15 protein-coding genes and 4 pseudogenes are annotated in these 16,546 nt (G+C 68.7%); 7 read left to right on the top strand and 12 right to left on the bottom strand.

Going from position 1 to position 16,546, the window contains the following annotated elements; translation table 11 throughout:
• Window position 1: 1 nt before the first annotated feature.
• Window positions 2-802, bottom strand: a complete 801-nt coding sequence (locus ACQPZG_RS00285; RefSeq protein WP_433543701.1) for a DUF6193 family natural product biosynthesis protein — start codon at window positions 800-802, stop codon at window positions 2-4.
• 361 nt (window positions 803-1,163) lie between these two features.
• The gene (locus ACQPZG_RS00290) at window positions 1,164-2,060 is read right to left on the bottom strand and encodes an NmrA/HSCARG family protein (protein WP_433543702.1); all 897 of its coding nucleotides are present in this window, start codon (window positions 2,058-2,060) and stop codon (window positions 1,164-1,166) included.
• Between the two features lie 98 nt (window positions 2,061-2,158).
• Here ACQPZG_RS00290 and ACQPZG_RS00295 point away from each other — a divergent pair, with 98 nt between their 5' ends.
• From ACQPZG_RS00295 to ACQPZG_RS00305, 3 genes and pseudogenes are all read left to right on the top strand, one after another.
• A complete protein-coding gene (locus ACQPZG_RS00295; protein ID WP_433543703.1) occupies window positions 2,159-2,752 on the top strand; it encodes a TetR/AcrR family transcriptional regulator in 594 nt (197 codons plus the stop codon).
• 511 nt (window positions 2,753-3,263) lie between these two features.
• On the top strand, window positions 3,264-4,151 hold the full coding sequence (locus ACQPZG_RS00300; RefSeq protein ID WP_433543704.1) for a DUF1963 domain-containing protein: 888 nt from the start codon (window positions 3,264-3,266) through the stop codon (window positions 4,149-4,151).
• Between the two features lie 229 nt (window positions 4,152-4,380).
• Window positions 4,381-4,575, top strand: a pseudogene (locus tag ACQPZG_RS00305) (CPBP family intramembrane glutamate endopeptidase); the annotation flags it as partial.
• A 60-nt stretch (window positions 4,576-4,635) separates the two neighbouring features.
• Here the strand turns inward: ACQPZG_RS00305 and ACQPZG_RS00310 are convergent.
• Window positions 4,636-5,073, bottom strand: coding sequence for a winged helix-turn-helix transcriptional regulator (locus ACQPZG_RS00310; RefSeq protein ID WP_433544573.1), 438 nt, complete (start codon window positions 5,071-5,073; stop codon window positions 4,636-4,638).
• Between the two features lie 140 nt (window positions 5,074-5,213).
• Here ACQPZG_RS00310 and ACQPZG_RS00315 point away from each other — a divergent pair, with 140 nt between their 5' ends.
• Window positions 5,214-6,086, top strand: coding sequence for an aldo/keto reductase family oxidoreductase (locus ACQPZG_RS00315; protein ID WP_433543705.1), 873 nt, complete (start codon window positions 5,214-5,216; stop codon window positions 6,084-6,086).
• A 629-nt stretch (window positions 6,087-6,715) separates the two neighbouring features.
• Here the strand turns inward: ACQPZG_RS00315 and ACQPZG_RS00320 are convergent.
• The 4 genes from ACQPZG_RS00320 to ACQPZG_RS00335 all read right to left on the bottom strand — a co-directional run bounded on the left by ACQPZG_RS00320 (window position 6,716) and on the right by ACQPZG_RS00335 (window position 11,168).
• Window positions 6,716-7,990, bottom strand: coding sequence for a DUF1266 domain-containing protein (locus tag ACQPZG_RS00320; protein ID WP_433543706.1), 1,275 nt, complete (start codon window positions 7,988-7,990; stop codon window positions 6,716-6,718).
• 294 nt (window positions 7,991-8,284) lie between these two features.
• Window positions 8,285-9,538 carry an MFS transporter gene (locus ACQPZG_RS00325; RefSeq protein WP_433543707.1) on the bottom strand — a complete coding sequence of 418 codons (1,254 nt, stop codon included), beginning with the start codon at window positions 9,536-9,538 and terminating at the stop codon, window positions 8,285-8,287.
• A gap of 71 nt (window positions 9,539-9,609) precedes the next feature.
• On the bottom strand, window positions 9,610-10,572 hold the full coding sequence (locus ACQPZG_RS00330; protein ID WP_433543708.1) for an aldo/keto reductase: 963 nt from the start codon (window positions 10,570-10,572) through the stop codon (window positions 9,610-9,612).
• Window positions 10,569-11,168, bottom strand: a complete 600-nt coding sequence (locus ACQPZG_RS00335; protein ID WP_433543709.1) for a Stf0 family sulfotransferase — start codon at window positions 11,166-11,168, stop codon at window positions 10,569-10,571. The genes ACQPZG_RS00330 and ACQPZG_RS00335 overlap by 4 nt, the downstream gene beginning before the upstream one ends.
• Here ACQPZG_RS00335 and ACQPZG_RS00340 point away from each other — a divergent pair.
• A pseudogene (locus tag ACQPZG_RS00340) lies at window positions 11,124-11,261 on the top strand (WhiB family transcriptional regulator); the annotation flags it as partial. The gene ACQPZG_RS00335 and the pseudogene ACQPZG_RS00340 overlap by 45 nt on opposite strands.
• Window positions 11,262-12,039: 778 nt before the next feature.
• On the opposite strand, the gene ACQPZG_RS00345 reads toward ACQPZG_RS00340, so the two are convergent.
• The 5 genes and pseudogenes from ACQPZG_RS00345 to ACQPZG_RS00365 form a co-directional block, all read right to left on the bottom strand.
• Window positions 12,040-12,372 carry a hypothetical protein gene (locus tag ACQPZG_RS00345; protein ID WP_433543710.1) on the bottom strand — a complete coding sequence of 111 codons (333 nt, stop codon included), beginning with the start codon at window positions 12,370-12,372 and terminating at the stop codon, window positions 12,040-12,042.
• 935 nt (window positions 12,373-13,307) lie between these two features.
• Entirely contained in the window at window positions 13,308-13,532 is a 225-nt protein-coding gene (locus ACQPZG_RS00350) for a helix-turn-helix domain-containing protein (RefSeq protein WP_433543711.1), read from the bottom strand.
• Complete coding sequence (locus ACQPZG_RS00355; protein WP_433543712.1) at window positions 13,532-14,029, bottom strand: DUF2975 domain-containing protein; 498 nt, start codon at window positions 14,027-14,029, stop codon at window positions 13,532-13,534. The genes ACQPZG_RS00350 and ACQPZG_RS00355 overlap by 1 nt, the downstream gene beginning before the upstream one ends.
• A 400-nt stretch (window positions 14,030-14,429) precedes the next feature.
• Window positions 14,430-14,763: pseudogene (locus ACQPZG_RS00360) on the bottom strand (transposase); the annotation flags it as partial.
• Between the two features lie 50 nt (window positions 14,764-14,813).
• Window positions 14,814-15,509 (bottom strand): hypothetical protein, encoded by a 696-nt coding sequence (locus ACQPZG_RS00365; protein ID WP_433543713.1) that lies wholly within the window; start codon window positions 15,507-15,509, stop codon window positions 14,814-14,816.
• Between the two features lie 22 nt (window positions 15,510-15,531).
• Here ACQPZG_RS00365 and ACQPZG_RS00370 point away from each other — a divergent pair.
• Window positions 15,532-15,737 (top strand): annotated as a pseudogene (locus tag ACQPZG_RS00370) (CocE/NonD family hydrolase C-terminal non-catalytic domain-containing protein); the annotation flags it as partial.
• 384 nt (window positions 15,738-16,121) lie between these two features.
• Window positions 16,122-16,529, top strand: coding sequence for a hypothetical protein (locus tag ACQPZG_RS00375; protein ID WP_433543714.1), 408 nt, complete (start codon window positions 16,122-16,124; stop codon window positions 16,527-16,529).
• Window positions 16,530-16,546: the final 17 nt, after the last annotated feature.

Consider the following 16,546-nt stretch of genomic DNA (forward strand, 5'->3'; position numbering starts at 1 on the left):
GTCATCCATCTTGTTCGGCGGTTCCCGCGACGGCCGGACCGAGATCGGTGGGGAGATGGCGCATTGCCAGGGCAACGGCCTCTTCGGCTGTGGCGGCCTTGCCGAGAACATCATCGGAGAGCGGATGCCTCTTCACGCGGAATGGGCTGCCGCTGTGTGACGGGACGATGGCCACCTCAATGCGGAACGGGTATCCAGTGCAGGAGCTGAAGCCGAGCGTCCAATGGCTGGAGAATACATAGAGCTGTCGCAGCCGTGGTTCTGCATGAGCCGCTTCCACGAGTTCGCCGAACCCTGTGAAATCCGGTTCCTCGGCCGCCTGCTCCCGCATTGTGCGCCACCGCAGCTTCACCACCGCGGCCGACCCGCGTTCGTGAGCTTCCGCGCGCTTGCTGGAACGCAGAAACGACAGCTCAGCCCGCAGCTCCCGCAGGCTCCTGCCCTGCCCCCATGCCGCTCCGGCTCTGACGACATCCGCCAGGTCGGACGTGGCTCCGGTGATGAGTTCGACTCCGTGACTCCAGCCGGAGACACCGAACCAGCGGCTCTCCGCCCCGATGTGAACGGATAGCGGCTTGCGCTCAGGGACCGACGGGGCAATGCCCGCCGAAACGAGTGGGCCCCAATCGCCGGGTACCACCGTGAGATCGGCACCGAGTTCGGCCGCCAGCTGTTCCAGCGCTGCGGCCAGGCTGCCCGCAGCGGCCAGATCAGGGTAAAGGTCAGAGTCCACCTTCATAGTCTGCCGTCGCGACGCCACGAAGAGAACGGCGATCAGGCGATGCAGCGAGGTCGTGGGCACGTGATCCCGGCTGTCCGTTGCTCACGGCCTGGGGAGCCATAGACCCGTTGCTCACGGCCTGGGGAGCCATTGACGCCACACTCAGTCAGCCCTCCACGAAAAGTGAGCCAGAACCCGAACTCATGAACAGTTCGACTCCCGCCCTTGGCCCAACCGCCGCTCGAACCGGTGAACAACTGCTGTCGATCTCGTGCACAGAGCCAGTGGTGTCCGTGCCGCCCCGGGGACGGCTCGGACACCCGCGCTGGGGGCCCGGCGTGACAGGGGCGTACGCGGTCAAGCCCGAGCCGGCCCCTGGGCAAGCCGCTTCGACGGGCCTGGTGACTTTTCAGTCCTGGGTGCTTGGCCTCTACCAGGCATTTCAGCTCTGCGCCCAGTCGTGGAAGGTGGTCGTCGGTATACCCAGGTTCGCCGCGTACGTGGGACGCGCCGGCGCGGGATGCGTACTCATGTACTGCTGTGCCTGGAAGAGCGCGGCCATGAGACCCTCCGCGAGGGCGTGCTCCGGGCTGGTGGGGAGCTCGACATTCGTCGCCAGAACCTTGGACAGCAGCTGGGCGATGTCGCGGAAACTCAGGACGTCGCCGGCGAGTTCGAGTTCGGCGCTGTGGAAACGCTGAGGCTCCGCGAACGCTGCGGCGGCGGCCGTTCCGATGTCGTCCACCGCAACGAAGGGAAGCCGAGCGTCGGGGTCGACGCCGACGAGGAGCCGATCCGAGGTCATGTCGGCGAAGTAGATCGATGGCCGGACGAAGTTCTCCATGAACGTGGCCGGCCTCAGGATCGTCCACCGGGAGAACCCCGCCGCGCGCACCATGTCCTCGACCGCAGCCTTACTTCGCCAGTAGTGGCCCATGTGCGCGCCCCAGCGCTGCTCGTCGAAGTCTTCGATGTCGATGGTGCCCGCGCCCGAGACCGAGGTGTGCACGAAGTGCTCGATACCCGCCGTGCGAGCGGCCTCGACGAGGTTGCGGCCCTGTCGGACTTCGGAATCGCCCATCAGGTCAGCCATGTCGGGCGTCTGCACGGAGAACACTGCGCGGGAGCCTTCAAGGGCGGCCGTGAGGGTCGAGACGTCTTCGAAGTCACCGTGCACGAGCACGGCGCCAAGATCACTGAGGGCGGCGGCGCGTTGGGACTCGGGGTCGCGCACGAGGGCGCGAACCGGGATGCCGGAGGCGAGCAGCGCGCGAAGCACGGCGCCTCCCTGCTTGCCCGTCGCTCCTGTGACCAGCACGGACGATGACGATGCAGACATAGCTGTTCTCCTGAAACCGTAAACGGGGTGGCACCCCGTTTGATGTCGGCTACGATATGGGGTGTCCCTCCGTTTGTCTAAGTGAAAGGTTGCCATCGGTGGCGAACCAGCGGCCCAGGCCACAGAGGACGGACTGGCAGCGCAACCACGAACGGCTCGTCGAGGTCGCCTCGGTCCTCGTCGCCCGCGACGGCGCCCAGGTCTCCCTGGAGAAGATCGCCCGCGAGGCCGGCGTGGGCTCCGCGACCCTGCACCGGCATTTTCCTTCTCGGCGCGCGTTGCTCGAAGAGGTCTTTCAGGGCATCGTCGAGCGCCTTCGCCGACGAGCGGCCGAACTGGCCGGCCGTGACCCGCGAACAGGACTTGTCACATGGCTTGAGGAGCTGACGGTCTGTGCCGCGAACACCCGTGGCCTGGCTGCATGGCTGGCCACCGGAGCGGACAACGAACCGCCGAACGGCGAGAGCTGCCACGTGGTCATGCGCGAGTCGACGGCGGTTCTGGTGGAGCGAGCGATATCGGTGGCCGCCGTCCGCCCTGGGCTCTCCCCGGAGGATCTGCTCACCCTGGCCGAGGCCGTTTCCTTGGTCACTGAAGACGATCCGGCAGCTGCTCGCCGCCTGCTCCACCTCGCTCTCGACGGCGTGCGACCCTGTGCCACAAACGAGATCCATTCGTGCACCTCGCTGTAAGCAGCTCATCGGCTGCCCTGTGAGGTCCATCAGCTCTTCGCACCGAGGCGGAGAAGAAGCCTCGTTGCGCGCTGCAGGCCGGAGCTCGCTGGGCAGGGCTTTCGCCCATCTGCTGGCGCAGTTCGTCGAACATCTCCCCAAGGGTCTGCCGGATCAATGATGCGATGGTGACGACGTAGGCGTCCTGCGGCCCGATCCGGATGCGGACCGGCTCCCCCTGTTGCGGCAGCGAGCGCAGGAACGGCATTGGCCTGCCGGCGAGGTGATGAGCGTGCCCAGCGAGCGCAAGCCGTCCCGGCGCGAGCGGAAGACGCTGGGCGGAGTGGGTGCGGGATGTCGTCTCGGTCAGTTCAGCTCTGCTGGACGGCCTGGCCGAAGGCCTCGCCGCGCTTCCTGGAGGCGGATCCGCGGGAAGGATCCGAGATGACCGACCGTTCGCTCCACCACGTACAGCACGTCCGCCAACACCCCCCAGACACAGCCGGGTTGAGAAGGCGTTACCTTCTCGGGCATGGATCATCAGGGAGAGTTTCGTCGGGCAGCGCTTGAGTTGGGCATCCCGGACGACGAGATCAGCAGATTCGGACAGCACCTTCGTCTGTCGATCGGACTGTCCGTGGGCGGTGGTCCTCCGGTCGGGCAGTTCGGCGGGTTGCCCCGGCTGCCGGTGGGTATGGAGTGGCCGTCCGCCGGGGACATTCCGTTGCCGTTGCTCCTTTCCGTCGCTTGCGGGGCGCTGCCGAGAGTCGACGGCTTCGACCTGCCGGCGGACGGGACACTGCTCTTCTTCGTGAACCAGGAGATGGACCATGAGGACGGTTCCGGGAGGTACGCGCGAGTCGTGTATGTACCGGACGGTACCGAAACCGCGGTCGCGGAAACCCCTGACTCCACGTGTGTCCGCGAGCAGCTCGACGTCGGCGCCGAGCTCAGAGCCGAACTGCCCCTCTGGCTCCAGGAGGGCGAGGACGAGGACTGGCACGAGTTCTGGGAGGATCTCGACTGGGAGGACATGTCGCCCTTCCAGCAGCAATTGGTGCGGTACGTGGAGTGTGACCTGCCGCACCTGAACGAACTTCGGGCTCTGGCCCACGACCTCTGGCCGTCTGACGCTTACCTTGCCATCGGCGGGTATGCCGATGATGAGGTGATCAACAGCATTGCGGAGCAGACCCTCGCGGGGCGCGAGAAGGCAGACAAGACTCCAGCCATCCCGATCGCGAAGCGGGATTCCCACCTGGAGAAGGAAAAACACCGGATGACGAGCGAATGGATATCACTCGCCAGTGAAGCCCGGGTCTACGAGGAGTACTGCACGAGTTTTGTGATCCGTCACGACGACCTGGCCGCCGCTCGGGTAGACAAGGCGCTAGCTGTGACCACTTTCGTGGCCCCGTGACCAGGCGCAATGCACCTCTACCACTGGGGGCTGACGGAGGCTGTTCACCAAGGCTGTCCAGGCGCGTCGGCGTCATGGTCACGACCGGGCCGGCCGGCCTGCTGGGCGGGCTTTTCCTCCATGCGAGCTACGCGCAGGTGTCTACCGTGAGGTGACGATGCGGGACCGCCAATTCCGTGGCGTTCGAGGTGTCGCGGCACCCTGGCCGCGGACCGGAAGAGGAGCGTTCATGAGGTTCGTCCGACAACTGTTGGCCGTCGTGTGGGTCGCCATGATCGGCAGCCAGGTCGCCGCAGAGGACAACCCATGGCTCCAGCTCATCCTGGGACTCGTGACAGCAGCGGTGCTCGCCGTACTCGTCTACGGCTGGGTGGTAGGCAGGACCGGGCACCGCCCGTCCACCGAAGTGGCCCGCAAAGGGGCTCTTCGCAGTTGAGGGTGCAGGCCGAGAATGCAGAGCTGTCGGATGGTCGGATGTGAGTCGTCAGGGGGTGCGAGCGGCGTAGTTCTCGCGGTTTGCGAGGACCTCGGCCATGTGTGTCTGCGCCCAGTTTCTGAGGCCGCGGGTCATGTGGTGGAGCGAGAGGCCGAGGTCGGTCAGCTCGTAGGAGACGGTGACAGGGACGGTCGGCGTCACGGTACGGGTGAGCAGACCATCGTGCTCCAGCGACCGTAGCGTCTGGGTCAGCATCTTCTGGCTGACCCCGGCCAGAAGACGAGAGATCTCGGAGTAACGCATCGCCTTCGGGGCGTCCGCGTGTGCTGCACCGGGCTGGCCAGGGCTGTTGTCGCCTCCCAGCGCACACAGAATCAGGACGACCCACTTGTCCGAGATTCGGTCGAGCAGTTGCCGGCTGGGGCACCCTGCCAGGAACGCGTTGTACTCCACCTTGGCCTGCGCCCTCTTCTGGGCCGCCTTCATCGTCGTCACTGATCGCACCTCTCACCGATGGGTGGGTTAAGCACTTCCAAGTGCCTACTTCCCGACAGGAAGTTCCTCTCCAATGCTGATGCAGGGAGGCAGCAGACGCCACCCCCGAGTGCACGACGAAAGGCAACAAGATGAGCACACCCTTCCCTTCCCTTCCCGGCGGCACCTGGGCTCTGGGTGACCTGGCCGTCACCCGGTTCGGCTACGGCGCCATGCAACTGGCCGGCCCGTGGGTCATGGGGCCGCCCGCCGATCGCGAGAGTGCCCTGGCCGTGCTGCGTGAAGCGGTCGCCCTCGGTATCACACACATCGACACCAGCGACGCCTACGGGCCGCGTGTCACCAACGAGTTGATCCACGAGGCACTGCACCCCTATCCCGAGTCGCTGCACGTCGTGACCAAGGTGGGCGCGACCCGCGACGAACAGGGCGGCTGGCCTACAGCCCGCCGACCCGGAGATCTGCGCCGCCAGGTGCACGACAACCTCAAGTCCCTCCGCCTCGACGTACTCGACCTGGTCAACCTCCGACTCGGCAACGCCGAAGGTCCCCAGCCAGGCTCACTCGCCGAGGCGTTCGAGACGCTCGTCGAACTCCAGCAGCAGGGCCTGATCCGCCACCTCGGGATCAGCAACGCCACCGAGGAGCAGGTCACCGAGGCACAGAGCATCGCGCCGATCGTGTGCGTGCAGAACATGTACAACCTCGCCCACCGCCACGACGACAAGCTCATCGACCGGCTCGCCGCCGACGGCGTCGCGTACGTGCCCTTCTTCCCCCTCGGAGGCTTCACCCCGCTTCAGTCCTCGGCGCTCTCGGCGGTCGCCGCTCGACTGGAGGCGCCTCGGATGTCCGTCGCACTGGCCTGGCTGCTGCATCGATCACCGAACATCCTGCTCATCCCCGGCACGTCATCGACGGCACACCTGCGCCAGAACATCGCAGGCGCGGGACTCTCCCTCTCTCATGAGGACTTGACCGAGCTGGACGACATCGGCCGCTGAACGCTGCAGAGTTGAGTGCCTCACCAGCCGTGACCAAAGCCACCGTTCACGTTCCGGCCCCGGTCACCTTCGCGTGGGCCGGGGCCGAAGCAGGACGATTCGCCCTCACCTGGATGACTTCAGATCATCAACCGTCAGGACCTTGTGTCACACCGGCGATGGCAGCCCACCCTGCGTCGGTGGCCGGGTAGGCGCCGAGGTCTCCCGAGGTCCGGGGATTCCTGCACCCAACCCATCCGGAAGACTGCGACGTCGCACGACGCTACCCCTGAGGGCGGCTTCGCCCGAGCCGACATGAATACGTTCTGCCGCCTCGACGAACTCGGGCCCGAAGCCACCGGTCAGCGGCCCACCCCGGACCGTGCGGTTCTCGCGTGCCTGGGTCGTCACGTCCCGCCATTGGTACCGGCGCTGCGATTGAACCGTTCCGGGTCAGGTAAGGACTCGCTCCCGAGAAGGACTAAATCATGGCACGCCCTGCCTCCTACCCTTCTGAGCCGCACAAACAAGCGGTCCGTAGGGTCGCCGAGGTCCGTGGTGACTACCCGGACGAGTCGGCTGCCTTGAGGGAGGTCGCCCAGAACCTCGGGATCGGTTCGGCCGCCTCCGACCTGCCCTGTCTGCACACCTCAGGTCCAGGGGAGCGTGCGCCACGGGCTGGACGGGTCCCTGGTCAGGGCGCGGTGTGTCGCGAGGGCAGTCTGATACCACTCGCCGAACTCCTCTTCGTCGAAGTGGAGGCAGCGGCCAAGTATGTAGGCGGCCGAAAAGCTGTCCCACGAGCGGTAGTTGAGCTGAACGAGACGGCCTGCGCGGACCACGGCCGCCTCCGCCTCCTGCAGGGAGCACAGGCGGGCGGCGAGGCCCCAGCGGGCCATGCCGGAAGCCCGGCCGTAGTCCCATGCCTCAACGCTTCGGATGAAGCCCCCTTCGGGGAGCAGGCCGTCGGCGCGGAACCGGGCCTCGTAGCGGGCGATTCGGCCGATGAGCCGCTGCACGCCGATTACTTGGCCCTCCAGCTCTGCGGCGGTGACGGTCCGGCCCTGGGTGACGCCGTCCGCGGTCAGGCGGGGTTCGGCGGCGGCCTCGGTGCGGCGGCGTACCGCATTCGCCGCGGCCTGGCGCCAGTGGTCGACGTCGACGGGGCCCGCGAAGTCCAGGGCCATGGAGCGGCGCAGTTGCAGGACGAACTCCCAGACGCCGCTGACCATCCCGGCGCTCAGCAGGTTCTCCTGCGTGTCCTGCCAGTCCTCGCGGGTGCGGACGCCCCACCAGCGTTCCAGCGTGCGCTTCTCGCTGCGGTAGCCGCTGCCGTGGTAGGCCATCGAGTTCCAGTAGTGTCCGTTGCGGACGTTGACGTGGGCTCCGACCGCGAGACCGAAGGCGACGGGACCGCTGCGTGGCCCGCCCAACTCCAGTGTGTGGACGGCGTCCTGGGCCAGCCCGGGTCGTTCGACGCGGGCGGAGTGGTGCTGCCACAGGGCGCGGCCCTCCGGCCCGGCCGGCAGGATGCCCTCGCAGGGACTGCCGGGGTTGACGACGAGGTAGGGCGGATCGTTCTGGTGCCAGGCCTTCGCGAACCAGCCCAAGTCGTAGCAGTTGTAGACCGGATCGGCGACGGGGGGCGGCAGCATGCCGCCGGTGTAAACGGCCAGGCACACGGTTTGAGTCTGCGGGCTCCAGTAGGGGTGGAAGCGGGTGTTGCCCGGGTTCGCGTCGACGTACTCCCGCGACTGCATCATGTACAGGTCGGCCCGAGCGACGAGGTCGTAATAGGCGGGCCAGTCGCCACGTGTCTTCGCCTCGTACAGCCCCCACTCGACCGTGCTCGGCGCCTGCCAGCCCTGCGCGGGGGCCGTCTGGCTGGGCAGAGCTCCTCCGTCGTGACCTGCTGTCGAACCCATGGGCAAAGCTTAAGGGGCACTCCGGCACAGTCGGTGTCCCGGACCCTTCGGGCGGAGGTAGACCGGAGCGACTGCGCCGAGGCGGGCCTCGGCGTCCAGGCGCAGGGCCTCCCGGATCCGCGCCCTGACTGACGGCCCCAACCAGCCAGATGGGGATGACCTCGTGATGCGGGCCACCAGGGGTGCGTTGCATGCCAACTGGCCCGAACGGGGAGCAGGGGGCCGTCCCGATCTCGGTAGTGCTCTTTCACCCCGACGGACCGTTCGTGGCCTGAGGGCTCCTCTGCGGTCGCGTCAGGCGCGCCCGGCCGACTCCTGGTTGTGCGGTGCCCTGTCCGGCTCCTCGTCCGGGATGGTGGTGCCGAGCATCGCGACTCCGGGCACGGGCAGGACGGCGACCACGGTGAGGAGCAGGGCGCAGGCGGCGAAGGTGGCGATCACCGAAGCGGAGAGCACGCCCAGCAGGAAGCCTGCCGCTGCCACGCAGAGCGGCATGAGGGCCTGGGTGAGCAGGGCGTCCAGGGCGTAGACCCGGCCGAGCATGTGGTCCGGGGTCTGTTCCTGCAGCGCCGCGCCCCAGAGGACCGCGAACACGGACGCTCCCGCACCGGCCAGTGCACTGAAGGCGACCACCCACGCGGTCGGCGCGTCCACCGCCACGGCGACGATCTGCGGCAACTCGCACAACAGGCCGAGCATGGCGACGGTGCCGGGCCGCCGGGAGCGTATGCGGGAGGCGGTGAGGCTCGCCGCGAGCGCGCCGCACGCGGTGGCGCTCGTGACGAAGCTGAGCGCTGCCGGCCCGCGGCCACCCATCACGAGCGGCACGATCACTGCCATCGGTGCGATGACCAGTGCCGCCTGGGCAGTGCCCTGGACCATGACGCCGACCATCCATCTCTGGCCACGGACATAACTGATGCCGTCCAACGCCTCGCGCACCAATCCGGCCCTGTCCGCGCCGTCCTTGCCGGAACTCACCTTCGGCTCCTCCAGTTTCACGAGGGTCGCGAGGCTGAACACGAAGGTGAGGATGTTGATCAGCAGACCCCAGCGCGGGGACGAGGCAGCGGTGACGGACCCACCGATGACCGGGCCGACAATTCCGGTGAAGCGGCTGGTCGCCGAGCGCAGCGCCGATGCCTCACGGCGCTGGTCCCGTCCGGCGAGTTGGGCGATGAGCGCCGTGTACGCGGGGCGGTGGATGCCCGCGCCGCAGCCGAAGACGGCTCCCAGGACCGCCAGGAGCGCGATCGGGGCGTCCGGGCCCGTGACCAGGAGGGCGGCGACCCCGAGGATCCGCAGGAGGTCGGCGGCGCAGATGACCAGGGATCTGCGGACCCGGTCGGCGACGGCTCCGCCGAAGATCAGGGTGATGACGCTGCCCAAGGTGGTCGCCGCCAGCAGGGTGCCCAGCGCCTGTGCCGCGTCGGCTCGGGGCAGCAGGTACAGGGAAACGGTGATGGCGTAGACCCCGTCGCCGACCATGCTGACGAACTGCCCCGCCCACACGCGCCCGAGCTTCGGGGTCCGCAGAACAGAGAACACTGTCACCTCTTACTGAGCGTCTTCGTGAGTTGTACGGGGTGCGCCGTACAGGTGGTGCGTGCGGTCCGGCCTCATGGCTGGACCGCCGCTTCCGTCGCCGTCGCGGAGACGGCGTCGAGGGCCCGGGTCAGCTCGTCGGGAAGGCGTACCGCACAGGAAGCCAGCGAGGCGCGCAACTGGTCGGCGTTCCGGGCCCCTACGAGGGCGGAGACCACCCCTGGGCGCTCACGCAGCCAGGCCAGGGCGACCGCACCGGCCGGCACGTCCATGGCCTGGGCGACGAGCCGAACGGCTTCGACCACGCGCCGGTCGTCCGGTTGGTCCAAGTAGCGTTCGCAGAACCCCTCGTAGTACGGGGTGTCCGCGCGCGTGCCGATGGTGTCGGTCACGCCGTACTTGCCTGTCAGAGCACCTCCGGCCAGCGGTGACCAGGCCAGCAACCCCATTCCGGCGGCGCTGGCGGCGGGGAGCGTGTCCTGTTCGATGCCGCGCCGCAGCAGCGAGTACTCGGCCTGGACGGACACCAGAGGGCCGGCGGAGTGTTCGCGCTCCCATATCCACGCCCGTGTGACCTGCTCGCCGGGGTAGTTGCACAGGCCGGCGTGACGTGCGCGACCGGTGGCGACCGCGGTGTCCAGCGCGGACAGGGTCTCGGCGAGGTCGACGGCGTCCGACCAGGCGTGGACCTGCCACAGGTCCACGTGATCGGTGCCGAGCCGGCGCAGCGATTCGTCCAGTGCGTGCAGCATCGCGCGCCGGGACACGTCCAGTTCCTTGGTCCGTGGGTCGACGCCGGCTTTCGTGGCGATGACCAGCCGGTTCCGCAGTCCGTTCCGCAGGAGGGATCCGATGAACTCTTCGGAGGTACCGGCGTTGTAGGAGGCGGCGGTGTCCAGGAAGGAGCCGCCGGCGTCCAGATACGTGTGCAGGCATCCCCTGGCTTCGTCCAGGGACACCTCCCTGCCCCAGTTCCATGTGCCGAGCTCGATCTCCGGGAGCAGCGGCCCGGTGGCACCGAGGGGACGCGTGATCATGTCGCCGTTCCTTCCAGTCCCAGTCGGTGCACCATGCCCTCGGACAGTGAATCCGGCACGCGGTACGCGCGCAGGTCGGCCCGGAAACGTTCCGAGAACTCCCGGTTCCGTTCGGTGGCCTGCTGGGCAAGGCTCGACGCCGGTTCGCTCCGGGCCGCGATGCCGAGGTGGTCGAGGACTCCCCCGACCGTGCCCGTCAGGTCCTCGACGAGGGACTCGTAGGCGACACTCGCCGACCGCAGACCGCGGTCGGCGACGAACCTGGACCAGTGTTCCTCGTCCTCCGCGAAGCGGATCACGCGGCGCAGGATCTCGTAGAAGTCGTACACCACCGTCTCGGAACGGTCCGTCCCCTCGTACTCGAAGGAGACCGAAGGCTCCTCGCCCTTGCGCTGGAAGAAGACGTGGGTGGTGTCCGCGATGAGGCTCGACACGGCCTGGCCCACCAGGTCCTTCCGGTAGATCCGCACCGCCGCAGGCCGCGCCGCGTCCCCGAAGACCTGCAACGGGTCGACGCCGAAGCTCTGCCGGACCCACTGGTACTGGTGCCAGTGACCGAACGCGAACGACGCGCCCTTCTGCGCCGTCGCCCCCACGTGGCGTCCTGGCAGGACCTGCGAGAATCCGCACGCCGCCGACATGCACTGCGCACACGGGATCGTTCGGAGTACCGGTCCGCGGACGGATGACCCGCCGCACCGGCTGCGCGCGCCCAGCGCCTGTTACTGCCGCGCGGGCTGGTGAAGGCCGTTCAGTCGGCCACCTGCGGACACACTTCTACTCGGCAACCGAGCTGTACACCCTCGCAGCATGCAACCCGCGTACCCCGCTGGGCGCAGGTGCTGGTCACTCCTGGGCAGCAACCGCGTCGGGCAAGCATGAGCAGGACTGTCGGGCAAGCATGAGCGGGACTCACGCCCCCCGCGGTCGCGAGAGACGGTTCACTGCTCGTGATGGGTACCTGCGGGCGCCTGCGCCCCCTCCCTCCCCTCAGGGCGGGGCGGCGGTCCCCTGTCGGCTGACGGACCGACGTGGCAAAGGGACCGGCAGAGATCTCGGATCGCGCTGGCCGGAGCCGCGGTCGGTGTCGGCGGCTCGGGGAAGGTCGCGCCCCTGTTGCCGCCAGGCCCGCACCAGGGCGTCGTAGAACGGCGTCCCGTCGTCCGCCGTGCGCCTGGCGGCGGGACTTGGCGGCTGCCAGACGGGCGGCCGCGGAGGGCCGCGGGGGCGGGAGGGAAGAGTGCTCGGTGCTGACCATGCATGACTGTGCCAACGACCCACTCACCGCCGCGTAGGGCCTGCAACCAATCCGTCACCCGCCCATCCCGGACACCGGTCTTCACAGCTGCACCGTGGAGGCGACGTCCACGCCGGGCCACCGCCTCGCGGACCGGTCCTTTCGGCCGGGAACAGGGCCAGCTCGCGCCCGCGGCATCATCAAGGGCACGCCTCGGCCCACCTCACAGGTCACCAGATGCGGTGAATCCAGCGCAGGAGCACGGCGCAGGTGCTGTCGTCCAGGGTGCTCAACACGTCGAGGGCCTCCGCGTCACCGGGCGCCGGTGCGACACCCGCCCTTGTCAGCGCGGCCAGCAGGTCGAGACGCCGGTGGGCCGCAGGCTCGAACCGCGCAGACAGCCGCCCGGTATCTGCCGCGGACAGCAGGGAGCTGTCACGCTCGACGGGGCCGCATCCGGCGCCCGGAAGAGAGTCGGTGGTGGCGGCGCCCGGGTATCGGTAGGGGTCCGCGTCCAGCCACCCGTCCACCGACGGAACCGGAGGAAACTTCCAGACGGTCATGCCTATCTCCCCACACGTCGTACGAGTGTTGGCAAAGGGGACGGCATGAGGCACGCCCTCAGTTTCACCAGGGTCCGCAGTCCACCCGGATGTCCTCTTCGCCATCTCGTCACATCAGCAGACGGTCTGCGGGGCCCGGCCGGCGGCTGTGCCGTCACCGTGACCTGGTCCGCGGCGAGCAGCCGCCGGGCCCCCGGGACGCAGCATGGTGGCTCGGTGACGGGCTCCGAAAGTCCGGCCCTTCCCGTATCGGGCATGGAGAGGGCCCCACGCCCAAGGCGGGAGGCCGGAGCAACCCGGGAAGCCGCTGCCGCTCTTACGGGAACAGGCCACTTCCACTCCGTGAGGTTCGCAGCCCGAGGACACCACGGCGGTGTTCTCCGCATTGACGAGACCGAAGGGGTCGCCGCCGACGCCACCGTTGCGGGGAAGGCTGAGGGGGAGATGGGCGAGGGTGCTCAGGGCCCCGGAACCATGTGCCGTGTGTCCCACCGCCCGGACCTGCCGGCTCACGGTGATCATCGTGTTGTCGAAGGCGGCGTTGCCGATACCCACGATGTTCTCGCCGGCCGCCGCAGGCGCGGCAGCCGCAGCCGCCGGGCCAGAGCCGAGGGCGGCTGTCGTCACGGCAAGCACGGTGAAAGCTTTCTGAGAGGTCGCGCCGCCTCCGTAGCCAACGACCTCGACTCACTCACTCACTCACTCACCATGCGATCATCCCACCGCGCTCGACAGCCCTGACGACTCACTCAGCGCCATGGGGATGACGACGTCAGTTACGCATACGCGACACCTCAACATGCGAGCCCACCAGTCCCGAGGCCGTTGTTCGACGTGGCGACGAACGTCGTCGAGCGCCGAGGTCAGCCCCATGGAGCCCAACAAGGTTTCCCTGTTGCGCCGAGACTGCACCGGGCCCTGGTCGCCCGCCGCGGTCAGGGGCGGGCTGCGCCGTCCTCCTCCTCGAACCGCAGCAGCTCACCCGGCTGACAATCCAGTACGGCGCACAGGGCGGCGAGGGTGGTGAACCGGACCGCCTTGGCACGGCCGTTCTTGAGTACGGCCAAGTTGGCGGGGGTGATGCCGACGCGGTCAGCGAGCTCGCCCACGGACATCTTCCGCTTGGCCAGCATGACGTCGATGTCAACCACGATCGGCATCAGATCACCTCGTCCAGCTCCGCCTTCATCCGCGATGCCTGCACCTCACGCGCCACTGCCTGCGCGAGCAGCATCCGCAGGACGAGCACAACCAGCGCGACCCCAAGAATCGCCAGCCCGACTCCGCCCAGCAGCAGCACCACTCCCGGCGCGACCGCTTCGCCGGGCGCCAGCAGCGCGCCCAGTACCCACACGAGCAGGGCGGCTGCGACGAACGCGCCGATCACCACATGGACGTAGCGGAAGGCCCTCTGCGAGAACACTGTTCCGCTCCGCACCATCGACACCAGCCGCCACACGCACACCAAGGTCACCTGTGCGGTGACCACTCCCAAAACGATGATCACCAGAACCGGTGTCCGCAGATGCGCCAAGTCCCCGGTGGGACCCTTCATGTCGGCGGCCAGCAGCGGGACCATCACCGCCTGCACGAACAGCGAGCCCCCCAGCAGCAGTACAAGTACGCCTCGCAACGCAAGCACCGTCAATTTACCCATGACCCGTCCTCCTATCGACCAACGATGAGAATCTATCGATTTTCGATAACTGTGGCAACCGCCGCAGTCAGGGTCGAGGTCAGCGACTTCGGCCCTGCCGATCGGCTCCCGGAGGAGGCCGAAGCACAGTTCGGGCGGGTTTGTCGGGCGGAGGAACTGGACGAGCAAGACCAGAGAGAGACCATTCAGGCCCAGGGAGCGGTGTGCACCGTGAAGTGAGCAGGTCGGGGGCTGGTGTGCGCGGATTCCAGCGTGCTCGTGCTGATCGGTGGCGGGTGTCCATGGTGAAGATCGTCTGACTGGGCGGCTGGGGCGGCTCCCGGGTTCTACGACCTCCGGGAAGTCGTGAATGCGGTCTTCTACCAGAACCGGGCGGGCTGCCAGTGGCGCTGTCTGACCGGTGGGCGCGGCCCGTGGTGGAGTCCACGCTGACCAGCGACAGGTCCATCCTCCCCGCGCGGGCGCCTTCGGCGATCAAACCTTCCAGCAGGGCGGCGAAGACACCTGCGTCGTGCGGCGCGAAAGCGTCCGTAGAAGACGGTCGCCCAGGGGCCCCAGCACGGCAGGCATCCCCCGCCACTGAGCACTGGACCGGAACCGCCAGATCACCCCTTCGACCTGCTCGCGCAACCGCTCCGGGTACGGGCCGGACGACCGGTCGGCAAGTACGGCTCGATGAACTGGGCATGGGTGAGTTGCCTGCGTGTTACACCCCCGGTCCGAGCGGGTTCCACCCCGCGAAGAGGGCAGAACCCACAACTCGATCACGACATCGCACAGGCCCTTAAATCGTGCCGCTCCACGCCCGGCGGTTCTCCCGGCGGCGCACATGGCCGCGCCAGCCCGCGAGCAGCGTCATGCCCGTCCATGCGGCGACTCCCGTGACGAGGCCGCCGAGCCTGCCTTCGGGGTCGACGTCCGCGGCGTCCTCCAGCGGGACGGCGCCTTGCGGGTCGCGGAGGATCTCGATGCGGTCGCCCACCCGGTAACCGGGGTTGCTCCCGCGGTACTCAAGGGTCTCGTCGAGTTCACCGCCCGTCCCGACCAGGGTGAACCGGTGGTTCTTGCTCGCGGTTCCCGCCGCGCTGTCCGCGGTGATCGTGACTGTCTCGCGGACGCCACGTCGGTCGAGCGCCGCCTCGGGGGCGTACTGAACGGACCCGACGAGAATGAAGAGCGCGGGGACCACGGAGAGGACGGCAAGCCACCAGGCCCTGTGGAGCAGCCGCAGCACGATCACGAAGACCAGGCAGCCGAGCACGCCCGCCGCGATCGGGACGAAGTCCATGCCCAGCGTGACGTAGGCGAGTCCGGTGTTGGCGGCGGCGATCCCCCAGGCGACCAGCAGCACCCAGAGCGTGGCGCGTACGGACGCCCCGGCGCTCCTACCCGTACGCTGCCCGCCTGGAGCGGTCGCTCCGGCCCCGGCCGCGTCCCCGACACCGCCCGCCATGGGCACGTTCACCCTCTGATCGCTCATCCGCGCAGCATACGAGGCCACCGCCCACCGCTTCGCCGCCGGCCACCGCATACGCTGGCAGATCAGCGGAGGCGCCCGTCCGCGCTACGCCCGCAATCCCGGCACCGGGGGTCGCCGGTGGACGCCACCACCTTCACACCGGTGCGCATCACGCTTCATGCGGACTCGGCGCTGATGCTTGCGACGCTTGCCCACAGTGCCAGGCTCAGTCCCCCGGAGAACACCTGACGAGCCGAATTCGACGGGCTCACTGATCGGCACCGCCTTCGTCGTCCAGGCCGACCGCGTCCGGGGCGCGCAGCGGACGCACCGACAGCCGCTCCGGAAGCCGCGCACCCGCGGGGTCAGTGGAGGGAAAGAGCGCCGCGACCGTGAGCGCTTGACAGGCCGCGGGTGCCACAGCTGCGCACGTCACTGGTGGGCTGCAGGCGGCCGCGCATCTGTCGGCCGGCCATCGTGCCACGGGTGACAGAAGCGGAGACCAGCGCGTTCAGCGGCGTCCCGGGATTCGCGCGGGGTGCCAGAGTAGAGACTCCCACTTTGCGCCCACGGCCGTCGTACCAGGTCACCGTTGCCGAGCCGCGCACCTGACGCACACGGGTGCAGGTGGCCATGCCCGTCCCACGGAATGTCAGGCGTCCCGACCGCACCGACGGCTGGCGCCCGTTGGGGGAAGAACAGCGTTCCAGCAGCACCGTGCCCTCGGCCCGGACCGCCCTCGCCCGCGCGGACACGGCGGGGCTGAAGCGGACCGGGCTGCCCGGCACCGTCCGCGCAGAGCAGGACAGTTGGGCTGCTGCTGCCGCCCGGACGGAGGCCGCCGCCGGAGAGGCGGTCGCCGGGGAGGCGGTCGCCGGGGAGGCGGTCGCCGGGGAGGCCGCCGCCGGAGAGGCGGTCGCCGGGGAGGCGGTCGCCGGGGAGGCGGTCGCCGGCTGGCCGCTCAGCACGGTCAGTAGGGCGCATCCTCCGGCTGCCGCCGTGAGAGCGGCCCGGCGCAGTGCCCGTCCCGCTTCTGCTTGACCGCGTACGCAGGCGTT

The sequence above is a fragment of the Streptomyces sp. CA-294286 genome (genome assembly GCF_050947155.1).
In the GTDB taxonomy this organism is placed as follows: Bacteria; Actinomycetota; Actinomycetes; order Streptomycetales; family Streptomycetaceae; genus Streptomyces.